The organism is Streptomyces odontotermitis, from assembly GCF_050510915.1.
Lineage (GTDB): Bacteria > Actinomycetota > Actinomycetes > Streptomycetales > Streptomycetaceae > Streptomyces.
On record NZ_JBNJLS010000001.1, the window covers coordinates 107,874 to 126,488 of the forward strand.

The 18,615-nt window shown below is 72.7% G+C and carries 17 protein-coding genes; 9 read left to right on the forward strand and 8 right to left on the reverse strand.

Going from position 1 to position 18,615, the window contains the following annotated elements:
* Window positions 1-11: 11 nt before the first annotated feature.
* Window positions 12-695, reverse strand: coding sequence for a DUF1349 domain-containing protein (locus tag ACQB60_RS00520; RefSeq protein ID WP_496923780.1), 684 nt, complete (start codon window positions 693-695; stop codon window positions 12-14).
* A gap of 5 nt (window positions 696-700) precedes the next feature.
* Window positions 701-2,230 (reverse strand): aldehyde dehydrogenase (NADP(+)), encoded by a 1,530-nt coding sequence (locus ACQB60_RS00525; RefSeq protein WP_496923781.1) that lies wholly within the window; start codon window positions 2,228-2,230, stop codon window positions 701-703.
* 116 nt (window positions 2,231-2,346) lie between these two features.
* Here ACQB60_RS00525 and ACQB60_RS00530 point away from each other — a divergent pair, with 116 nt between their 5' ends.
* The 6 genes from ACQB60_RS00530 to ACQB60_RS00555 all read left to right on the forward strand — a co-directional run bounded on the left by ACQB60_RS00530 (window position 2,347) and on the right by ACQB60_RS00555 (window position 8,320).
* Window positions 2,347-3,117, forward strand: a complete 771-nt coding sequence (locus ACQB60_RS00530) for an IclR family transcriptional regulator (protein ID WP_384839913.1) — start codon at window positions 2,347-2,349, stop codon at window positions 3,115-3,117.
* Between the two features lie 3 nt (window positions 3,118-3,120).
* Window positions 3,121-3,693 (forward strand): GNAT family N-acetyltransferase, encoded by a 573-nt coding sequence (locus ACQB60_RS00535; RefSeq protein ID WP_496923782.1) that lies wholly within the window; start codon window positions 3,121-3,123, stop codon window positions 3,691-3,693.
* Window positions 3,694-3,775: 82 nt separating this feature from the next.
* Window positions 3,776-4,774, forward strand: coding sequence for a hypothetical protein (locus ACQB60_RS00540; protein WP_496923783.1), 999 nt, complete (start codon window positions 3,776-3,778; stop codon window positions 4,772-4,774).
* Window positions 4,771-6,084: a sensor histidine kinase gene (locus ACQB60_RS00545; protein WP_496923784.1), complete on the forward strand. Its 1,314-nt coding sequence runs from the start codon at window positions 4,771-4,773 to the stop codon at window positions 6,082-6,084. Before ACQB60_RS00540 ends, ACQB60_RS00545 begins: the two co-directional genes overlap by 4 nt.
* Before the next feature lie 16 nt (window positions 6,085-6,100).
* A complete protein-coding gene (locus ACQB60_RS00550) occupies window positions 6,101-6,778 on the forward strand; it encodes a response regulator transcription factor (RefSeq protein WP_496923785.1) in 678 nt (225 codons plus the stop codon).
* 93 nt (window positions 6,779-6,871) lie between these two features.
* A complete protein-coding gene (locus tag ACQB60_RS00555) occupies window positions 6,872-8,320 on the forward strand; it encodes a peptidoglycan D,D-transpeptidase FtsI family protein (RefSeq protein ID WP_496923786.1) in 1,449 nt (482 codons plus the stop codon).
* A gap of 62 nt (window positions 8,321-8,382) precedes the next feature.
* On the opposite strand, the gene ACQB60_RS00560 is transcribed toward ACQB60_RS00555, so the two are convergent.
* Together ACQB60_RS00560 and ACQB60_RS00565 are read right to left on the reverse strand one after the other, a co-directional pair.
* The gene (locus ACQB60_RS00560) at window positions 8,383-9,183 is read right to left on the reverse strand and encodes an HAD family acid phosphatase (RefSeq protein ID WP_496923787.1); all 801 of its coding nucleotides are present in this window, start codon (window positions 9,181-9,183) and stop codon (window positions 8,383-8,385) included.
* A gap of 124 nt (window positions 9,184-9,307) precedes the next feature.
* A complete protein-coding gene (locus ACQB60_RS00565) occupies window positions 9,308-9,907 on the reverse strand; it encodes a TIGR03086 family metal-binding protein (RefSeq protein WP_496923788.1) in 600 nt (199 codons plus the stop codon).
* Window positions 9,908-10,063: 156 nt separating this feature from the next.
* Between ACQB60_RS00565 and ACQB60_RS00570 the strand changes: the two genes are divergently transcribed.
* Window positions 10,064-11,272 (forward strand): MFS transporter, encoded by a 1,209-nt coding sequence (locus ACQB60_RS00570; RefSeq protein ID WP_496923789.1) that lies wholly within the window; start codon window positions 10,064-10,066, stop codon window positions 11,270-11,272.
* Here the strand turns inward: ACQB60_RS00570 and ACQB60_RS00575 are convergent.
* The 4 genes from ACQB60_RS00575 to ACQB60_RS00590 form a co-directional block, all read right to left on the reverse strand.
* A complete protein-coding gene (locus ACQB60_RS00575; RefSeq protein ID WP_496923790.1) occupies window positions 11,247-12,569 on the reverse strand; it encodes a S28 family serine protease in 1,323 nt (440 codons plus the stop codon). The two genes, ACQB60_RS00570 and ACQB60_RS00575, sit on opposite strands and share 26 nt — an antisense overlap.
* Before the next feature lie 103 nt (window positions 12,570-12,672).
* A complete protein-coding gene (locus tag ACQB60_RS00580; protein ID WP_496923791.1) occupies window positions 12,673-14,022 on the reverse strand; it encodes a S28 family serine protease in 1,350 nt (449 codons plus the stop codon).
* Between the two features lie 72 nt (window positions 14,023-14,094).
* Window positions 14,095-15,267: a hypothetical protein gene (locus ACQB60_RS00585; protein WP_496923792.1), complete on the reverse strand. Its 1,173-nt coding sequence runs from the start codon at window positions 15,265-15,267 to the stop codon at window positions 14,095-14,097.
* On the reverse strand, window positions 15,264-16,208 hold the full coding sequence (locus ACQB60_RS00590) for a 5-dehydro-4-deoxyglucarate dehydratase (RefSeq protein WP_496924742.1): 945 nt from the start codon (window positions 16,206-16,208) through the stop codon (window positions 15,264-15,266). The genes ACQB60_RS00585 and ACQB60_RS00590 overlap by 4 nt, the downstream gene beginning before the upstream one ends.
* A gap of 253 nt (window positions 16,209-16,461) precedes the next feature.
* Here ACQB60_RS00590 and ACQB60_RS00595 point away from each other — a divergent pair, with 253 nt between their 5' ends.
* Both ACQB60_RS00595 and ACQB60_RS00600 read left to right on the forward strand, forming a co-directional pair.
* The gene (locus ACQB60_RS00595; protein WP_496923793.1) at window positions 16,462-17,286 is read left to right on the forward strand and encodes an NAD-dependent epimerase/dehydratase family protein; all 825 of its coding nucleotides are present in this window, start codon (window positions 16,462-16,464) and stop codon (window positions 17,284-17,286) included.
* 118 nt (window positions 17,287-17,404) lie between these two features.
* Entirely contained in the window at window positions 17,405-18,598 is a 1,194-nt protein-coding gene (locus ACQB60_RS00600; protein ID WP_496923794.1) for an alpha/beta hydrolase family protein, read from the forward strand.
* Window positions 18,599-18,615 lie beyond the last annotated feature (17 nt).

Genomic DNA, 18,615 nt, shown 5'->3' on the forward strand with positions numbered 1-18,615 from the left:
CGCTCAGCCGCTCACGAACCGTCGCGCAGCCCCTTCGGCCAGTTCGGGCGGAACTCGATGTTCTCGTACGTCACCACGCAGCCCTCCCCCACGGGCGACTGCGCCATGAAGCCGACGAGGGCGGCGCCGGCCGTCTCCTCGTCGCCGAGCGAGAAGATCCGGACGAACGTCCAGTGCTCGCCGTCCGTCGAGGCGTGGAAGGCGAACGCGGTCCCGGTGCGGCTGATCCGCAGCCAGGCACTGGGGCCGTCCACCACGAAGGCGTTGGCGTCGTCGGAGCGGCCGCGCGTGACGACCGTGCAGATCGTCGGCTCGTCCGGCGACCGCTCCAGGCAGAGCTTCGCCCACCCGCCACCCACCGCCGCCCTTCCATCGAGACGCTCCGCGTCCGCCTCTTGATTCCGCTCGCCCACATGCAGATACAGCACGCCCGCGTCGAAGGCGGCCGCGAAGCCGACCGTGACGCGGGCGATCAGCTGGAAGTCGCCCTCCGGCGCCCCGAGGAGCCGGGGAGCGTCCGACGCCGGGTCGAGGGCCTCCCCGGTCGGGGGCACGAACCGGTCCTGGCGGGGGCCCGCCCAGCCGGTGAGCACCCCGGCCGCGTCCCCGCCGGTCTCGTCGGCCTCGTACGACCAGTGGCCGTCAGGCCCGTACGAGCGCAGCGGAAAGGGCAGTTCGGGGAGTCGGAGGTCCATGGGCGTCAGTGTTCCAGGCGGCCGTTGAAGCGGCGCGGCAGCCCCAGCGGATTGGCGTCGCGCAGCTCGGGCGGGAGCAGCGCCTCGGGCGTCGACTGGTAGGCGACCGGGCGCAGCCAGCGCTCGACGGCCGTGCCGCCGACGGACGTCGAGGTGGACGTGGTCGCCGGGTAGGGGCCGCCGTGGTGCTGGGCGGGGGCGACGGCGACGCCGGTGGGCCAGCCGTTGACGAGCACGCGCCCGGCGAGCGGGGTGAGTTCGGCGAGCAGCTCTGCCGCCTCCCCCTCCCCGGCCGCCTCGTCCGCCGACAGCTGCAGGGTCGCCGTGAGGTTGCCGGGGAGCCGGGACAGGACGGCGGTGATCTCGGCGGCGTCGGCGTAGCGGGCGACGACGGTGACCGGGCCGAAGCACTCCTCCAGGAGCAGGTCGTGCGCGCCCTCGGCGGCGAGCTTGGCGGCCGGGACGGTGAGGTACCCCGGCGCCACGGTGTGCTCGCTGCCCGCGCCGGGCGTCACCGGGGCTTCCACGTCCGGGAGTTCACCGCGCTCGCGCACGCCCGCGACGAAGTTGTCCCGCATGCGGTGGTCGAGCAGGACACCCGCCTCGGTGTCGCTGACGGCGGCGGTCAGGGACTTCAGGAGCCGGTCGCCGGCCGCGCCCTCGGGGGCGAGCACCAGACCGGGCTTCACACAGAACTGGCCGACGCCCAGGGTCATCGAGCCCGCGAGCCCCGCGCCGATCTCCTCGGCCCGCTCGGCGGCGGCCGCCTCGGTGACCACGACGGGGTTGAGGGAGCCGAGCTCGCCGTGGAAGGGGATCGGGACGGGCCGGGCGGCCGCCGCGTCGAAGAGGGCGCGGCCGCCGCGTACGGAACCGGTGAACCCGGCGGCGGCCACCAGCGGGTGGCGCACCAGTTCCACGCCCGCGTCGAAGCCGTGCACGAGCCCGAGCACGCCCTCCGGGATGCCGTGCGCGGCGGCGGCCCGGCGCAGGACGACGGCCACCAGCTCGGAGGTGGCCGGGTGGTCGGGGTGGGCCTTGACGACGACGGGGCAGCCCGCGGCGAGGGCGCTGGCGGTGTCGCCGCCGGGCACGGAGAAGGCGAAGGGGAAGTTGGACGCCGAGTAGACGGCGACGACGCCGAGGGGCAGCTTGTAGCGGCGCAGGTCGGGGACGGGCGGGGTGGCCGAAGGATCGGGGTGGTCGATGACGACGCCGAGGAAGGAACCCTCGTCGACGAGGTCCGCGAAGGCCCTCAACTGGTAGCAGGTGCGGGCCAGTTCACCGGTCAGCCGGACCGGGCCGAGCGCGGTCTCCGCGTCGGCGGCCTCCACGAGCTGGTCCCTGGCGCCGTCGAGGAGGTCGGCGGCGGAGCGCAGGAAGGCGGAGCGCACGGCGCGGTCCGCGAGCGCGCCGCGGGCGGCGTGCGCGGCGTGGACCGCCTCGTCCACCTCTTCGGCCGTGGCCTCCACCGCAACCTGCTCGCGCTGCTTCCCGGTTCGGGGGTCGACACTCCAGACTGGTGCTGCTGCCACCGCGGGTTCCTCCAGATGTATGCCACTCACCAGGGCCGTTCGATATATTGAACGCTGTCTCCGTTCATGAACGGAGACTGGAGACTATTTCTCGGCGAACTGAGGGGTCAAGGGCGATGGCGGCTGGCGAGACGGGTGGAGCGCAGGTCAAGTCCGCTGTACGGACCGTGGAGCTGCTCGAGTACTTCGCGGGCCGCCCCGGCATGCACACGCTGGCCGCCGTCCAGGAGGCCGTCGGATACCCCAAGTCCAGTCTGTACATGCTCCTTCGGACCCTCGTCGACCTCGGCTGGGTGGAGACGGACGCGACGGGCACACGGTACGGGATCGGGGTGCGGGCCCTGCTCGTCGGGACCTCCTACATCGACGGCGACGAGGTGGTGGCGGCGGCCCGCCCCACCCTCGACCGCCTCTCCGACGACACCACGGAGACCATCCACCTCGCCCGCCTCGACGGCACGAACGTCGTCTACCTGGCGACCCGTCAGTCCCAGCACTATCTGCGGCCGTTCACGCGCGTGGGGCGCCGGCTGCCCGCGCACTCGACCTCGCTCGGCAAGGCGCTGCTCGCCACGCACACCGACGAGCAGGTCCGCAAGATGCTCCCCGAGACGCTGCCCGCGCTCACCGAACACACCATCACCGACCGGGAGAAGCTCATCGAGGAGCTCCGCGTGGTGCGGGAGCAGGGCTTCGCCGTCGACCGCGAGGAGAACACGCTGGGCCTGCGCTGCTTCGGCGTGGCGATCCCCTACCGCACCCCGGCCCGCGACGCGATCAGCTGCTCGGTGCCGGTGGCGCGCCTGACCCCCGCGCACGAACAGATGGTGAAGGACGCCCTGTTCGACGCGCGCGACCGGCTGACACTGGCAACTCGTAGGCTCTGAGCCATGGTTGAGTTCACCGGCTTTCCCGGGTTCCCCGCACGCGAGGCGGCCGAGGTGGCCCTGCGCCCGGTCCACGACAGCGACGTGCCCGTCTTCTTCCGCTGGGCGAACGACCCCGAGTCGAACCACGTCGCGGCGTTCACGTCCCCCAGGTCCGCGGACTGGGACCGGTTCACCGCGCACTGGGCCGAGCTGCGCTCGTCACCGGACACCGACGTATGGACGATCCTCGCGGACGGCGACGTGGCGGGGCACGCGGGGGTGTGGGGCGAGCGGGGCCGCCGCGAGGTCACGTACTGGGTGGACCGCTCCCAGTGGGGCCGGGGCATCGCCACGGGGGCGCTGCGGCTGCTGCTCGCGGAGATCGTGGAGCGGCCGCTGCGGGCGCGGGCCGCTGCGGACAACGCGGGGTCGCTGCGGGTGCTGGAGAAGTGCGGGTTCCGGCCGGTGGGGCGGGAGCGGGCGTACGCGCATGCGCGGGAGGGAGAGGTGGAGGAGGTACTGCTGGTGCTTTCCCCGGGGCAGGCTGTCCCCGCCCGTCCGGCGACCGAGGACGACGCGCGCAGCGCCGAATGACGGTGCCGCCTCCCCCACGCGGCGGAGGCGGATCATCGGCGGGCAGGATGTCCGGCGGCCCCGGCCACGCGAGTGTGGACGTATGACGCCGACGACCCTCCTCCCCGCAGCCACCGCCACCAGCGACGCCCCCCGGCGAACCTGGCGCGCCCGCCGCGCCCTGCGCACCCTCGCCATCGCCGCCTGCCTCCCCTACATCGCCCTCAAGATCGCCTGGGTCGCGGGCAGCCACATCGGCATCCCCGACGGCAGCTCGCTGCTCGACCACCGCGCGACCATGGTCGTCGCCAACAGCGTGACGATCCTGATGGACGCCGCCGTCGTCGCCCTCGCCCTCCTGCTGACCCGCCCCTGGGGCCTGCGCGTGCCCGCCTGGCTGCTCGGGCTGCCGATGTGGGCCGCGAGCGGGCTGCTCGCGCCGATCATGACCGGGTACCCGCTGCAACTGCTGGTGAAGGCGGCGGGCGGCACCGTGAACAAGCCCGCGGACACGGGGCGCAGGGCGTTCCTCGACGACTGGGTCTTCGGCGTCGTCTACACCGGGTTCATCCTCCAGGGCCTCGCCCTCGGCACCCTCTTCGTGCTGTACGCCCGGGACCGCTGGGGCCACCTGTGGCGGGGCAGGGTGCGGGACCTGCCGGGCAGCGCCACGGGCCACACGCAGCGCACCCTCGCCGTGGCCGCCGCCGTCGTCGCGCTGTTCCCGGTGGTGACGCACCTGATGTGGGCCTGCGACTCGCGGTGGGGGCTGAGCGAGAGCCGCTCCGGCGGGCTGACCAGCGACGCCCACGTCCTGGAGGCCATGTACGCGGTCTTCCTGCTGGCCGCCGCGGCCGGCGGCCTCCTGCTCGCCTTCCGGGCCGGGCGGACGCTGCCCGTGAAGGTGCCGCTCGCCCTGGCCTGGGTGGGCTCCGGCGCCGCGGCCTGCTGGGGCGGCTGGCTCGGCCTCGCCGCGGTCAGCGGGGTCTCCGAGCAGCCCACGCCGGTCATGAACCTCACTTACGCTGGGCACATGATCGTCGGGATCCTCGTCGCCGCCATCGGTGTGCGGCACTTCAGGGAACGGGCGAACGCCGCGTGAACTCCCGCGTACGGGCCGCGAGTTCGGCCCTGTTCGGGCACCGGGCGCGCCGCCGCTGGATCCATCTGATCCTCGGCGGCGCGCTCGCCATGCCGTACGTCCTCGTGGGCTCCGTCATCATCGGTCCGCTCCTCGGCGACGGCGCCATCCTGAGCTCGATCGGCTCCCAACTCCTCTCCTTCGCCATCGGGTTGCCGCTCGCCGCCGTCACGGCGCTGTTCCCGCTGACCCGGCCCATGTCCGCGGCGGCGGTGCGGGCGCTGTGCGCGGTGCCGGACGAGGCGCTCGCGGACGGGCCCGCGCGATCCCGGGCCGCGAAGCAGCGGACCGTCGCCTGGTTCACGCTGCACCTGGGGTTCGGCGGCGTGATCAGCGGGATGTCGATCGCGCTGCCCCCGTTCGCGCTGTTCCTGATCGCCCTGCCGTTCGCCGCCCTCCTCACCGGCAGCAGGCTCGGGCTTCCCCCGCACCTCGACCACACCTGGGTGCTGGCCGTCGCCCCGGTCGCCGGTGTGCTCTTCCTGGTGGCGCTCGCGGCGTGCGCGGCGGCGGCCGGGGGGCTGCTCGCCCGCTGGGCGCCCGCGCTGCTCGGGCCGACCCCCGCCGACCGGCTCGCCGAGGCCGAGCGGCGCGCCGCCGACCTCGCCGTGCGCGGCCGCATCGCGCGCGAGCTGCACGACTCGGTCGGCCACGCGCTGAGCGCCGTGACGCTCCAGGCGAGCGCGGCACGCCGGGTCCTGGACCACGACCCCGAGTTCGTGCGGGAGGCGCTCGCCGCCATCGAGGACACCACCCGGCGCACCGTGGGCGAGCTGGACGCGGTCCTCGGGGTGCTGCGCGAGGCGGGCGACGCCGGGTCCACCGCGCCCGCCCCCACCCTCGCCGCCGACCTCGACGGGCTGCTCCGGCGCACCCGCGCGGGCGGCCTGAAGGTGAGCGCCGACATCGGCCTGGACCCGGCGGAGCTGCCGCCGCTGGTCTCCCGGGAGGCGTACCGCATCGTGCAGGAGGCGCTGAGCAACGCGCTGCGGCACGGCGGCGAGGGCACCGACGTCACCCTGCGCATCGCCCGCGACGGGACCGACCTGGCCATCAGTGCCGAGAACCCGCTGCCGCCCCACTCCCCGGGCGCCCGCCCCGGCGGCGGTCACGGACTGCGCGGCATCGCCGACCGGGCCCGGGTGCTCGGCGGCGCCGCCGAATGGGGTCTCCCCTGCTCGAACGAGGTTGAGAGCTTGGGGAAGGAGCCCGACTCCGCCGCCGGGCTGTGGCGGCTGACCGTACGACTTCCGCTGAAGGGACATCCGTGACCGTGAAGGGACATCCATGACCGAGCCCGCCCGCGACCGCCTCCGCATCGTCCTCGCCGACGACGAGCGCATGGTGCGCACCGCGCTGCGCGCGATCCTCTCCGCCGAGCCGGGCCTGGAGGTCGTGGGCGAGGCGGCGAACGGCGCGGAGGCCGTCTCCGTCGTGCGCGACCTGGAGCCCGACGTGGTGCTCATGGACGTCCGGATGCCGGAGATCGACGGGATCCGCGCCACCGAGCAGATCCTCAAGGGCATGGCGCGCCCGCCCCGGATCGTCGTCGTGACGACCTTCGAGAACGACGCCTATGTGTACGAGGCGCTGCGCGCCGGCGCCTCCGGGTTCCTGCTGAAGCGGGCCGACGCGGACGAGCTGGTGCAGGCCGTGAAGCTCGTCGCGCGCACCGACTCGCTGCTCTTCCCGGCCGCCGTGCGCGCCCTGGCCGCCGAGCACGCCCGCGCCCGGCCCGCCGCCCCGCCCTGGGTGGCCCGGCTCACCGGGCGTGAGCACGACACCCTGCGCCTGATGGCCGAGGGCCTGACGAACGCGGAGATCGCCGCGCGCCTCGGGGTCGGCCCCGCCACGGTGAAGACCCATGTGGCCGGGATCCTGTCGAAGACGGGGGCCCGGGACCGCACCCAGGTGGTGATCGCGGCGTACGAGGCGGGACTCATGAACGACCGCAATGGTTCCTGAGCACCCGGTGAGAACCTGAGAACTCACTGAGAAAACCGCCACAACCGCGCCAGAGTGGAACGAATCGCTCCACCCCGCTCGTCATCCCGTGAGATGAACAAGACGATCAGGCGCGTCTCGGTCTTCACACTGCTCCTCGTCCTGGCCCTGCTGGTCCGGGTGAGCTGGGTGCAGTTCTACGAATCGAAGGCGCTCGCGGACGACAAGCACAACCGGCGCAACGCGATAGAGCAGTACGCGTACCCGCTGGGCAACATCATCGTGGGCGGTGACTCCATCACCGGCTCCGCGCGGACGAAGGGCGGCGACCTCGCGTACAAACGCACCTACAAGAGCGGTTCCCTGTACTCGGCCGTGACCGGCTACAGCTCGCAGGTGTACGGCGCCACGCAGCTGGAGGGGATCTACAAGGACATCCTCGACGGCACGGACACCCGCCTGAAGAACCCCCTGGACGTCCTGACCAACAAGCGCGCCGACCCCGGTGACGTGGTCACGACCATCGACCCGGCGGTGCAGAAGGCCGGCTACAAGGCGCTCGGGGACACCAAGGGCGCGGCCGTCGCCATCGACCCGAAGACCGGCCGGATCCTCGGCATGGTCTCGACGCCGTCGTACGACCCGTCGAAGATCAGCGGGTCCACCGACGGCGACGCCTGGAAGAAGCTCCAGGCGGACAAGGAGAAGCCGATGGTGAACCGCGCGCTGCGCCAGCCGCTGCCGCCCGGCTCGACCTTCAAGCTGGTCGTCGCGGCCGCCGCCCTGGAGGACGGCCTGTACGGCTCGGTGGACGCCAAGACGAACAGCCCGAACCCGTACCGGATGCCGGGCACCGTCACGGACCTGAGGAACGAGAACCCGTCGGCCCCCTGCGAGAACGCCGACATCCGCACGGCCCTGCAGTACTCGTGCAACAACGTCTTCGGCAAGATGGCCGTCGACCTGGGCCAGGACAAGGTCAAGTCGATGGCGGAGAAGATGGGCTTCAACGCCGACAAGCTGGACATCCCGGTGCGGGCGGGCGAGAGCGTCTACCCGTCGAAGATGAACAAGTCGCAGACGGCCCTGTCCGGCATCGGCCAGTTCGACGTGACGGCGACGCCGCTGCAGATGTCGATGGTCTCGGCCGCGATCGCCAACGGCGGCGAGCTCGCGAAGCCGCACATGGTCTCGCAGGTCACCGACTCCTCCGGCAACGAGCTGCAGAAGTTCGGCGACGGCGACAGCCAGCGGGTGATGAGCGAGTCCACCGCCGAGGGGCTGCAGTCCGCGATGCAGACGGTCGTCGAGAAGGGCACCGGCACCAACGCCAAGATCAGCGGCGCGACGGTCGGCGGCAAGACCGGTACGGCGCAGCACGGCGAGAACAACAGCAAGACGCCGTACGCCTGGTTCACGTCCTACGCCAAGGGCAGCGACGGCAAGGAGGTCGCCGTCGCGGTGATGATCGAGGACTCGGGCGCGGCCCGCGCCGAGGTCAGCGGCAACGGCCTGGCGGCGCCGATCGCCAAGGCGATGATGCAGGCGGCCCTGAAGGGCTGACGGGCGGCGGGGGCGCCCCGGGACGGGGCGCCCCCGCCGGGCCCGGCCTGTCTGGACCCGGTCTACTCCACGAAGTACGTCGGGTTCGGGAGCTTGTACGTCTTGTCCGCGTAGCCGCCCGCGAGGTCCGATGCCTGGTCGCCGAAGCTGCCGACGATGTCGTAGCCCGTCGACTCGATGTGCTTGCGGGTGCCCTCCTTGAACTGCACCGTGTCGCACTTCCAGGCGGCGGGCGTCGCGCAGTGGCTCAGGTACGCGGGCGGGTTGGGCTTGTTCTTGGTGAAGACGTGCGTCGGGTCGAGCTTCGTGTCGTAGCCCGCCCTGGCGAGGTTGGTGACGGCGCCCTCGCGCTGCGACTCGGCGAGGCCGGTGAGGAAGAAGACCTCGACGCCCTTGCTCTTGGCGTACTTCACGAGCTGCGGCATGCCGAAGACGGCGGGCCGCTTGGCCGCCTTGACGTAGGCGTCCCAACTGTCGTTGTTGTACGTGAAGTTGGTGCGCTTCTCGTAGTCGAAGCTGAGCAGCGCGGTGTCGTCCACGTCCAGGACGATCGCGGGCTTCTTGCCGTGCTTGCCCTTCCCGGCGTGCGCGGCGGCCCGCTTGATGTCCTTCTTGGCCTTGGCCTGGATGCGCGCCAGGTCCTTGGCGTACGGGCTGTCGGGCGAGGAGTGCCACACGCCGTCGGCGTCCTGGGAGGCGCCGTAGTACTCGTCGATCTGGCGGACGAGCAGGGCGATGTTCTGGGGCTCCGAGGTGTGCCGGGCCCCGGCGTTGTCGGCGGTGGCGGCGCCGGTGCCGTAGAGGGCGGCGCCGGCGACGGCACAGGTGGTGGCGATGCCCGCGATGCGCAAGGACTTCCGCATAGAGCGATTCTCCCGATCTGGGGTCTGGTGCTGCTGATCTCTCTCAGCAGGTCAACGACTGTCTACGCGCATCACACGCCCGCCCACCAGACGCTGCCCGTACCCTTTACTCGATCGTTAGGCCCTACGGGGTCCAGCGCGGGTCCCGGCCGCTCAGGCCGAGCACCCGGTCAAGGAGCGGCGCGTCGTCCGGCACCGCCACGGGCGGGCCGAACGGGCCCTCGCCGGGCGGCAGTTCGGCGAAGGTGCCGATCAGGCCGTGGCAGGTCTCGACGTCGGCCGGGGCGGGGGCGTACTCCTGGCCGGTGGCACGGGCCAGGTCCCAGCCGTGCAGCAGGAGTTCGTCGAGGACGACCGTCGCGGCGACCGCGCCCGGCATGGTGAAGCCGCCCGCCTGGGTCTCGCCCGCCCAGGCCGCCGGGTCGCGCCACGCCTCCACCAGGCCGTCGAGGTGCCCCGGCAGCCGGGTGCGCCAGTCGTCCGGCAGCTCGGGGATGTCGCTCCCGGGGGCGCCTTCCGTGACCGGCCCGAGGTTCTTGCGGGCCACGTCCTGGAAGGCCCGGCTCAGGTGCACCACGTGCGCCAGCAGCCGGTCGACGCGGAACTCCGAGCAGGGGGTGGGCGCGTCGAGGCGGTCGTCCGCGACGCTCTCGGCGATCCGGGCCATGAGGCGGGCCTGCGGGGCGAGGTCGAACATTTTGGCCGTGGGGGTCGCTTCCGTCATGGGTTCCTCCGTGGGTCCTGGGTCCTGGGTCCGGGCCCGGTCCGGGTCCTGGAAGGTAGACCTCAGGCGTGGCCCGAACTCATCGGCGCACGGGAGGTGTTCCTAGGGCGACTGCCCGATCCGGCGGCGGGGGCCTTACGGCCAGCATCACCCACCATGACGACGACGTTCGGGCGGATCCTGCGGGACCGCAACGCGGGGCTCTATCTGGGCGCCGTCCTGGTGTCGGGCTTCGGGTCCACGGCGATGTGGCTGGCCTCCGGGATCTGGGTGAAGGAGCTGACCGGCTCCAACGGCCTCGCCGCGCTCTGCCAGCTCGCCCTCTGGCTGCCCACGCTCCTCGGCCCCCTGCTCGGCACGCTCGCCGACCGGACCCGGCGCAGACCGCTGCTCGTCGCGGTCAACCTGGGCCTCGCCGTGCTGCTCCTGCCCCTGTTCGCGGTCGACGCGGCGGACCGGCTGTGGATCCTCTTCGTGGTCCTCGTCGCGTACGGGGCGTGCGGCGTCGTCGCCGACGCGGCCGAGGCCGCGCTGGTGGCGACGGCCGTCGACAAGGAACTGCTCGGGGACTTCAACGGGCTGCGGATGTCCGCGAACGAGGGCATGAAGCTGGTCGCGCCGCTCGCCGGGGCGGGGCTCTTCGCCGCGTACGGGGGCTCCCGGGTGGCGCTCCTGGACGCGGTGACCTTCGTGCTCGCCGCCGGGATGTACCTGCTGCTGCGGGTGCGGGAGAGCACCCCGGTGCGGGACGCGGCAGGGTGGCGGGCCCAGACCGCCGAGGGGGCACGGTACCTGTGGGGGCACCGGGAGCTGCGGCCGCTGGTGCTCGCGGGCGGCCTGACGATGCTGGCCTCGGGGCTGGGCTCGGGCACGCTCTACGCGATCATCGACGGGCTCGGGCACTCCCCCGCGTACTCGGGGGTGCTGTATGTGGCGCAGGGCGCGGCGACGGTGCTGCTGGGGGCCGTGTCGGGGCCGGTGATGCGCCGCTTCGGGGAACGCGTGTTCGCGGGTGCGGGTATCGCGCTCACCGGTCTGTCGGCGGCGCTCCAGGCGCTGCCCAGCGACGCGGCGGTGCTCGCGGGGAGCGTCGCGAACGGTCTCGGCCTGCCGTGCGTACTGATCGCGGGGCTCACAGTGGTGCAGCGCCGGACCCCCGACGCCCTCGTCGGCCGGGTCGCGGCCACCGCCAACACCCTGATGTTCGCGCCCACCGCACTCGGCGTCGCCTTCGGCGCGGTGCTCGTCGAGACGGTCGACTACCGGCTGCTGCTGCCCGCCCTCGCGGGGGCGCGGCTGCTGGTCGCCGCGCCCCTGCTCAAGTCCCGGACAAAGACGGCTACTTCACGTCCGCCCAGCGCTTGACCGTGGCGACCGCCTCGGCCAGCTGGGCGGGCGGCAGCTTCTCGATCGCGTTCGCGTGGTTGGCGCCGGGTGCGACATAGCGGTACGAGTCGTGCTTGCTGGGCGTGAATTTCTCCGCGCTCCAGGGGTCATTCTCGGCGTAGATGAACATCATCCGCTCGCCCTCGGTCTTCACCCAGCGGTCGACGTCGGTGGCGGTCCTGCCGTCGTAGCGGCCGCGCAGGGCGGCGGGCAGCAGCGAGTTGGGCTGCCGCAGGCCGGGGTAGCGGCGCAGGCCGTCGAGGTGCTCGAACCTCAGGTCTGCCCAGCCGAGTTGGGTGGCCGCCTGGCGGTTGTAGGGGTCGCCCACGTTGGCCCCGGGGGCGTCGTCCGCCGCAATGGCGAGGCCGTGCTCCTTCGACCAGGAGTACAGCTCGTCGTCGGTGGCCTTCTTGGCGTCGGGCACGGTCGCGCAGTGTCCGTCCTCCACGTACTGCCAGAAGCCCCACACCTGGTCGAGGACGGCGTACTCGTAGGCGCGGTCGACGGTCCCGAGGCCCTTCTCGAAGGAGGCGCCCTCGGCCTTCGCCTGCGCCGCGAACTTGGGGAGCAGCGCGTCGCGGCGCACGAGCATCTCGCGCTGCACGGCGTTCAGGGCGTCCCGGCACGCACGCGTGCCGACCGTCCTGAAGAAGCGCTCGTAACCCCGGTCGCCCCGGGCCACGGTGTCGTTCGGCGCGACCACCGCGACGACCCCGTCCAGGTCCTCGGGGTAGTAGCGCTCGTGGTACGTCACCGTGTCGCCGCCCTTGCTGCCGCCGGCGCCGATCCAGTTTCCCTTCTCGACGGTGCGCAGGGCCTGCGTGAGGCGGTGCTCGTCGGCGGCCTCCTGCTGGACGGTGAGCCTGGACCAGTCGTCGCCCGCGGCTCCGGCAGGGCGGGACTTCCCGAAGTAGCGGTGTTCCAGGCTGACTTGGTTGCCGTCGACCATCTGCGTGAGGGGCGTGACATCGGAGAGCAGCGCGTAGCCGCCCGTGAGGAGAACCGTCGGCTTGTCCGTGGCCTTGTGCCACAGGGTCAGCCGCTGGGTGAAGGTGCCCGCGCCGGGGTCGTCGTGGTCCACGGGCTGCTCGTAGGTGAGCTCGTACAAGGGGTGGCCCGCCTGGTCCTGCACTCCGGTGACCGTCATGCCCGGCAGCGATTCGAGCCGTTCGCGGAAGTCGTCGGCAGCGGCGGCCGTGGCCGTCGGCCCGGCGAGCACCGCCGAACCCGCCATCAGTCCGGCACAGACCAGCGTGGATATCCCCTTGTTGCGCACCTTGGTGCCTCCTTGGGCTGAAGTGACGCCTGGTAAAGAAAGTGTAAACGGCAGCCACTTCAGCCCTACGGGCACCCCTTGCCCAAGTCCCTTTCCAGATGGGCTACTTCACGTCGGCCCACCGCTTGATGGTCGCCACCGCCTCCGCCTGCTGCTTCGCGGGCAGCTTGGCGATGGACGCGCCGTGGTTGGAGCCGGGCACCACATAGCGGTGGGAGTCTCGGTGGCTGGGGGTGAACTTCTCGGCGCTCCACGGGTCGTTCTGCCCGTAGACGAACATCATCCGCTCGCCCTTGGTCCGCACCCAGCGGTCGACTCCGGCGGTGGTCCTGTTGGAGTAGGTGCCGCGCATCGCGGCCGGGAGCACCGAATTGGGCTGGTAGATGTCCGGGTAGTGGCGCACGCCCTTGAGATGCTTGAACTTGAGGTCGGCCCAGCCGAGTTGGGTGGCGGCCTGGCGGTAGTAGGGGCCGGTGCCGTTGGTGCCGAGGTCCTCGTCCCGGTACACGCTGAAGCCGTGCTTCTTCGACCAGGAGTACAGCTCGTCGTCGCTCGCCTTCTTGGCGTCGGGGACGGTCGGGCAGTCGGCGGCGGTGCCGCCCTGCCAGAAGTTCCACACCTGGTCGAGGACCGCGAACTCGTAGGCCCGGTCGGTGGTTCCGAGCGTCTCCTCGAAGGTGTTGCCCTCGGCCTCGGCGTCCGCCTCGAACTTGGGGAGCAGCGTCTCCCGGCGCAGCAGCATCTCGCGCTGCACCGCGTTCAGGGCGTCCCGGCACGCGCGCGTGCCGACCGTCCTGAAGAAGCGCTCGTAGCCGCTGTCGTCCTTGTTGTTCGCGTCGTTCGGGGCGACGAAGGCGACGACCGCGTCCAGGTCCTTCGGGTAGAAGCGCTCGTGGTACGTCGCCGTCATGCCGCCCTTGCTGGCCCCCGTGCCGAGCCACTTGCCCTTCTCGACGGTGCGCAGGGCCCGGGTGATCCGGTGCTCGTCGGCGGCCTCCTGCTCGACGGTCATCTTGGACCAGTCGTCGCCCGCGGCTCCTGCGGGGCGGGACTCCTCGAAGTAGCGGTGTTCGACGCTGACTTGGTTGGCGTCGATCAGCTTGGTGAGGGCGGTGGTGTTCGAGGCGAGGGTGTAGCCGCCGGTGTAGAGGACGGTCGGCTTGTCAGTGGCCTTGTGCCACAGGGTGAGGCGCTGGGTGAAGGTGCCCGCGCCGGGGTCGTCGTGGTCGACGGGCTGCGCGTAGGTGAGGGAGTAGAGGGGGTGGCCCTCGACCTCCTTCACCGCGGTGACCTTCATGCCCGGGATGTGCTCCAGGCGGTCGCGGACGTCGTCGGCCCGGCCGGAGCGGGCGGGGGCGCCGCCCTGCGCCGTGGCGGACGCCGATCCGGCGAGCACGGCGGTGCCCGCCATGAGCCCGGCGCAGACCAGCGCGGATATTCCCTTGGTACGCACCGTTCCTCCGATGGTGATCGGTTGTGGTGATCAGTGTGCTGATCAGCCGTGGTGCGCGGATCGTAACCGTGATCACTCCGGTCGCGACAGGGTCTCCCGCAGCGCAGCCCGGACGAGGGCGAGGTCCGTGTCCGAGGCCAAACCGGCGTGGTAGAGCCGCAGTTCGCCGGCGCCGAGCTCCGCCGCGCGGGCCGCGTCCCGGGCGAGCGCGGCCGGGCTTCCGCCCATCCCGGAGACGACGGTGAAGTTGGCGGCCACCACGCCGCGGCCCTGCGCGGCGAACGGCTCCAGGGCCCGGGTGCCGCCCGTGCACGGGACGACCACGCCGTCCGCCACGGACAGGATGTGTTCCGGGTCCACCCCGGCGTTGGCCCCGCAGCGGTACGTCAACGGATCGGCGTGCAGCAGCACTTGGAAGTCCTCGGGGGCGGCGGCCCGTACCGCCGCGACACACTCCTCCTGGAGGGTGCGCGCCGCTTCCTCGCGCCACGCGCGCGTGGCGGCCGCCGTCCCGTCGCCGAGCAGCTTCTCGACCCCGGCCCACCCCTCGGTGGGCTCCTCCCCCTGCCATACGGGTTCCAGGGCGCCGCGGACGCGCACCGCGAGCCCGTCCGGGTCCAGGCCGTGCCGCGCGTACCCCGCACGGCAGTCGGCGCAGAAGCAGAGCGACATCAGATACTGCCCGGCCTCCCCCACGTCGACCCCGGCGGTCTTGTCGTGGGCGTGCAGGTGCGCGAGCCCGTACCAGCCGCAGGACTCCAGCTCGGTGCCGCGTGCCCCGGGCCGCACCGCCGCCTCGGCCGCGAGGGCGACGAGGTACGCGCGCGTGGCGGGCTGTGCGATGCAGGGCGCCCACGGGTAGCGGTCGCCGTACGCGTTCACCACGGCGGTATGCGGATGCTCGGCGCCCAGGCGGGAGTTGTGGGCGAGCACGACCCAGGTGTGCACGTCGAGCCCGGCCTCGGCGAGGGCATGGGCGGCCTCCCCGTAGGAGTCGCCGGGGGCCCACTCCCCCGCCGGGTACGGGCGCAGCTCCCGGCCGTCCCAGCGCGCGCCGGGCTCGTACAGGACCGCCGCGTGCTCCGCCGTGACGACGCGGTGGCGCGGGTGGCGCGGGGTGAGGGCGCGGGTGGAGTGGTAGGCGGCGGCGAGGGTGACCTGCTGGACGCCGAGGTCCGCGGTGCGGGCGGCGGCCCCGGGGTCGCCGGCGACGTCCCACGGGTACAGGAAGGCGGCCGCCCTCACACGCCCTCCCCGAGCAACGCGCGGCCGCGCTCGACGAGTTCGGCGAGCCGCTTGACGTGCTCCTCGGCGGGCTCGTGCAGCGGCGGCCGGACCGGCCCGACGTCGAGGCCGCCGAGGCGCACCCCCGCCTTGACGAGCGAGACGGCATAGCCGCGGCCCTCGTTGCGCAGGTCCACGAAGGGGCGGTAGAAGCCGTCGAGGAGGCGGTTCGCGGTGGTGTCGTCGCCGGAGTTCAGGGCCCGGTGGAAGGCGAGTGCGATGTCGGGCGCGAAGCAGAAGACGGCCGAGGAGTAGAGGGTCACGCCGATGCCCCGGTAGGCGAGGCCGGTGAGCTCGGCGGTCGGCAGGCCGTTGAAGTAGAGGAATCCGCCCGGGACTTCGGCGCGCACGGCGCTGACGGTGCGCTGCATCAGGTCGAGGTCGCCGACGCCGTCCTTGAAGCCGATGATGCCCTCGGTGCGGGCGAGGCGGACCACGGTCTCGGGGGTGAAGACGGCGTTGTCGCGCTGGTAGACGACGAGTTCGAGGGAGGTGGCTGCGGCCAGCTCGGCGTAGTGCCGCAGCAGCCCCTCCTGCCCGGCCACGACGAGGTACGGGGGCATGGCGAGCAGCCCGTCGGCGCCCGCCTCCTCGGCGAGGCGCGCGTACCGCACGGCGAGCGCGGTGCCGTACCCGGCGCCGGCGACGACGGGGACGCGGCCCGCGGTCTCCTCGACGGCGGCCCGCACGCAGTCCTGGAACTCCTCGGGTGTGAGCGCGTGGAACTCGCCCGTGCCGCAGCAGGCGAAGACCGCCGCCGCGCCCGCGTCGACGCCCGCGCGCACGTGTGCGCGGAAAGCTTCGAGGTCGACGGCGCCTTCGGGCCCGAAGGCGGTGACCGGGAAGAACAGCGGCCCGCTGGGGATGCTGAGCCGAGCGGCGAGGGACACTGGGGGCGGCACTGACGTCACGGGCTCTCCCTATGCGTGCACGTTTCTGATCCGCGTCCATATTCCTGAACGCGCCTACGCTAAGACGCCGCCACGAGCGCGGTCAAGCGCGCGCACGCGCGACGAACTCGCGACTCAGGACCGGAGTTGCCTCCTCCGCGTCCCCTCGGCACCCCCGCGCCACCCTTGACTCGGCACCCCCGAGATCTCTACGTTGTCCACGGATGTGAATGCGGTACACCATTTCGTACGAGGAGATCCCCTCATGCCCGCTCCCCGCACCGTCCTGCTCACCGGCGCCGCAGGCGGTCTCGGCACCCTGATGCGGGGGCTGCTGCCCGCCTACGGCTACGCGCTGCGGCTGCTCGACGCGCGCCCCATCGAGGGCGAGCCGGAGGCCGTCACGGCGGACCTCGCGGACCGGGAGGCGATGCGGGAGGCGATGCACGGAGTGGACGCGGTGCTCCATCTCGCGGGCATCTCCCTGGAGTCCACCTTCGACAAGATCCTCACGGCGAACATCCAGGGCACCCACAACCTCTACGAAGCCGCGCGCGAGGCGGGCGTGGGCCGGGTCGTCTTCGCCTCCTCCAACCACGCGGCGGGCTTCACGCCCCGGCCGACCGGCCCCTATCCCCTGCCCCAGGAGGCGTTGATCCCCATCGACACCCCGCGCCGCCCCGACACCTTCTACGGCCTGTCCAAGTGCTTCGGCGAGGACCTCGCCCAGCTGTACTGGGACCGGCACGGCCTGGAGACGGTGTCGGTGCGGATCGGCTCGTGCTTCATGGAGCCGACGAGCGTGCGCATGCTGTCGGTCTGGATGTCGCCCGGCGACGGTGCCCGGCTCTTCCACGCGGCCCTCACCGCCGAGGACGTCGGCCACACGGTGGTGTACGGCTCCTCCGCCAACACCCGCCTGTGGTGGGACCTCGACCCGGCCCGGGCGCTCGGCTACGCGCCGCAGGACGACTCGGAGCCGTACGCGGACAAGCTCGTCGCCGAGCAGGGCGAGCTCGACCCGGCCAACCCGGACCACGCCCACCTGGGCGGGCACTTCTGCACCCACCCGCCGGTCTGGCCGTACTGACCGGATTCAACTCATCCTGTGGGAGCACCGGTTGGGGCTCCTCGTCCCCCCGTGGAGGCAGGCAGCGTCACACCGTGGCCTGACGCCCTGAACCGTCCCGCGATCTAGCGTCATCGGCATGACTCCGACTCGCAGTCGCACCCGCAACCGTGCCGTCGTCACCGTGCTCGCCCTGAGCCTCGCGCTCCCGCTCGCCGGGGCGGGCGGCGCGTTCGCCCTGCCCGTGGACACCGCCCCCGGCCGGGCGTCGACGGCCCCCGCCGCACCCCGGATCGAGCTGCCCCGCCCGACCGGCGAGCACGCGGTGGGACGCGACACCCTGCACCTCGTCGACAAGAGCCGCCGCGACCCCTGGGTGCCGTCGGCGGGCGCCCGGGAGCTGATGGTGTCGATGTTCTATCCGGCCAAGGGCCACGGCGGGCGCCCCACTTCGTACCTGAGCACCGAGGAGGCCCGGCTCCTCCTGGAGGCCAAGGGCCTCGGCGACAAGGCACCCCCGCAGGCCGTCAGCGCCACCCGTACGCATGCGCGCGGCGGAAGCCGCCCCGCGCGGGGGACGTTCCCGCTCGTCGTGCTCTCGCCCGGCTTCACCATGCCGCGCGCCCTCCTGACGAACCTCGCCGAGGACCTGGCGAGCCGCGGCTACGTCGTCGCGACCGTCGACCACGCCTATGAGTCGACGGGCACGGCCTTCCCCGGCGGGCGGATCCTCACCTGTGCCGCCTGCGACTCCCTGGAGGACCCCGCCGCCGGGAAGAAGACCACCGAAGGGCGGGCCGAGGACCTCTCGTTCGTGCTCGACCGGCTGACCGGCCGCCACCCCGCATGGCGGCACGCCCGCATGATCGACCGCGAGCGGATCGGTGCCGCCGGGCACTCCATCGGCGGAGCCGCCGCCCTCGCGACGATGACCACCGACCGCCGGGTCCGCGCCGGGGTGAACATGGACGGGTCCTTCCACACCACACCGAAGGGACTCGGCAAGCGGCCGTTCATGATGCTGGGCACCCAGAACATGCACCACCCGGGCGGGAGGGACGAGAGCTGGGACAAGACCTGGGCGGGCCTGAACGGCTGGAAGCGGTGGCTCTCGGTGACCGGCACCGGCCACAGCTCGTTCACGGACGCCCCGGTCCTGCTCGGACAGCTCGGCATCGACGACCCCGAGGCACCCCTGTCCTGGCAGCGCTCGGAGGAGATCACCCGGGCCTACGTCGCGGCCTTCTTCGACCAGCACCTGAAGGGCGAGCACCAGCCGCTGCTCGACGGCCCGACGGCACCGAACCCGGAGGTCGTCTTCCAGCGGCCCTGACGCCCGCCCCGCAAGGG

Excerpts from the sequence above, each read along its gene's own strand:
- ACQB60_RS00595 (WP_496923793.1), top strand. The coding sequence starts at position 16,462 with ATGCCCGCTCCCCGCACCGTCCTGCTCACCGGCGCCGCAGGCGGTCTC.
- ACQB60_RS00565 (WP_496923788.1), bottom strand. The coding sequence starts at position 9,907 with ATGACGGAAGCGACCCCCACGGCCAAAATGTTCGACCTCGCCCCGCAG.
- ACQB60_RS00540 (WP_496923783.1), top strand. The coding sequence starts at position 3,776 with ATGACGCCGACGACCCTCCTCCCCGCAGCCACCGCCACCAGCGACGCC.
- ACQB60_RS00530 (WP_384839913.1), top strand. The coding sequence starts at position 2,347 with ATGGCGGCTGGCGAGACGGGTGGAGCGCAGGTCAAGTCCGCTGTACGG.
- ACQB60_RS00535 (WP_496923782.1), top strand. The coding sequence starts at position 3,121 with ATGGTTGAGTTCACCGGCTTTCCCGGGTTCCCCGCACGCGAGGCGGCC.
- ACQB60_RS00570 (WP_496923789.1), top strand. The coding sequence starts at position 10,064 with ATGACGACGACGTTCGGGCGGATCCTGCGGGACCGCAACGCGGGGCTC.
- ACQB60_RS00520 (WP_496923780.1), bottom strand. The coding sequence starts at position 695 with ATGGACCTCCGACTCCCCGAACTGCCCTTTCCGCTGCGCTCGTACGGG.
- ACQB60_RS00555 (WP_496923786.1), top strand. The coding sequence starts at position 6,872 with ATGAACAAGACGATCAGGCGCGTCTCGGTCTTCACACTGCTCCTCGTC.
- ACQB60_RS00560 (WP_496923787.1), bottom strand. The coding sequence starts at position 9,183 with ATGCGGAAGTCCTTGCGCATCGCGGGCATCGCCACCACCTGTGCCGTC.
- ACQB60_RS00600 (WP_496923794.1), top strand. The coding sequence starts at position 17,405 with ATGACTCCGACTCGCAGTCGCACCCGCAACCGTGCCGTCGTCACCGTG.
- ACQB60_RS00550 (WP_496923785.1), top strand. The coding sequence starts at position 6,101 with ATGACCGAGCCCGCCCGCGACCGCCTCCGCATCGTCCTCGCCGACGAC.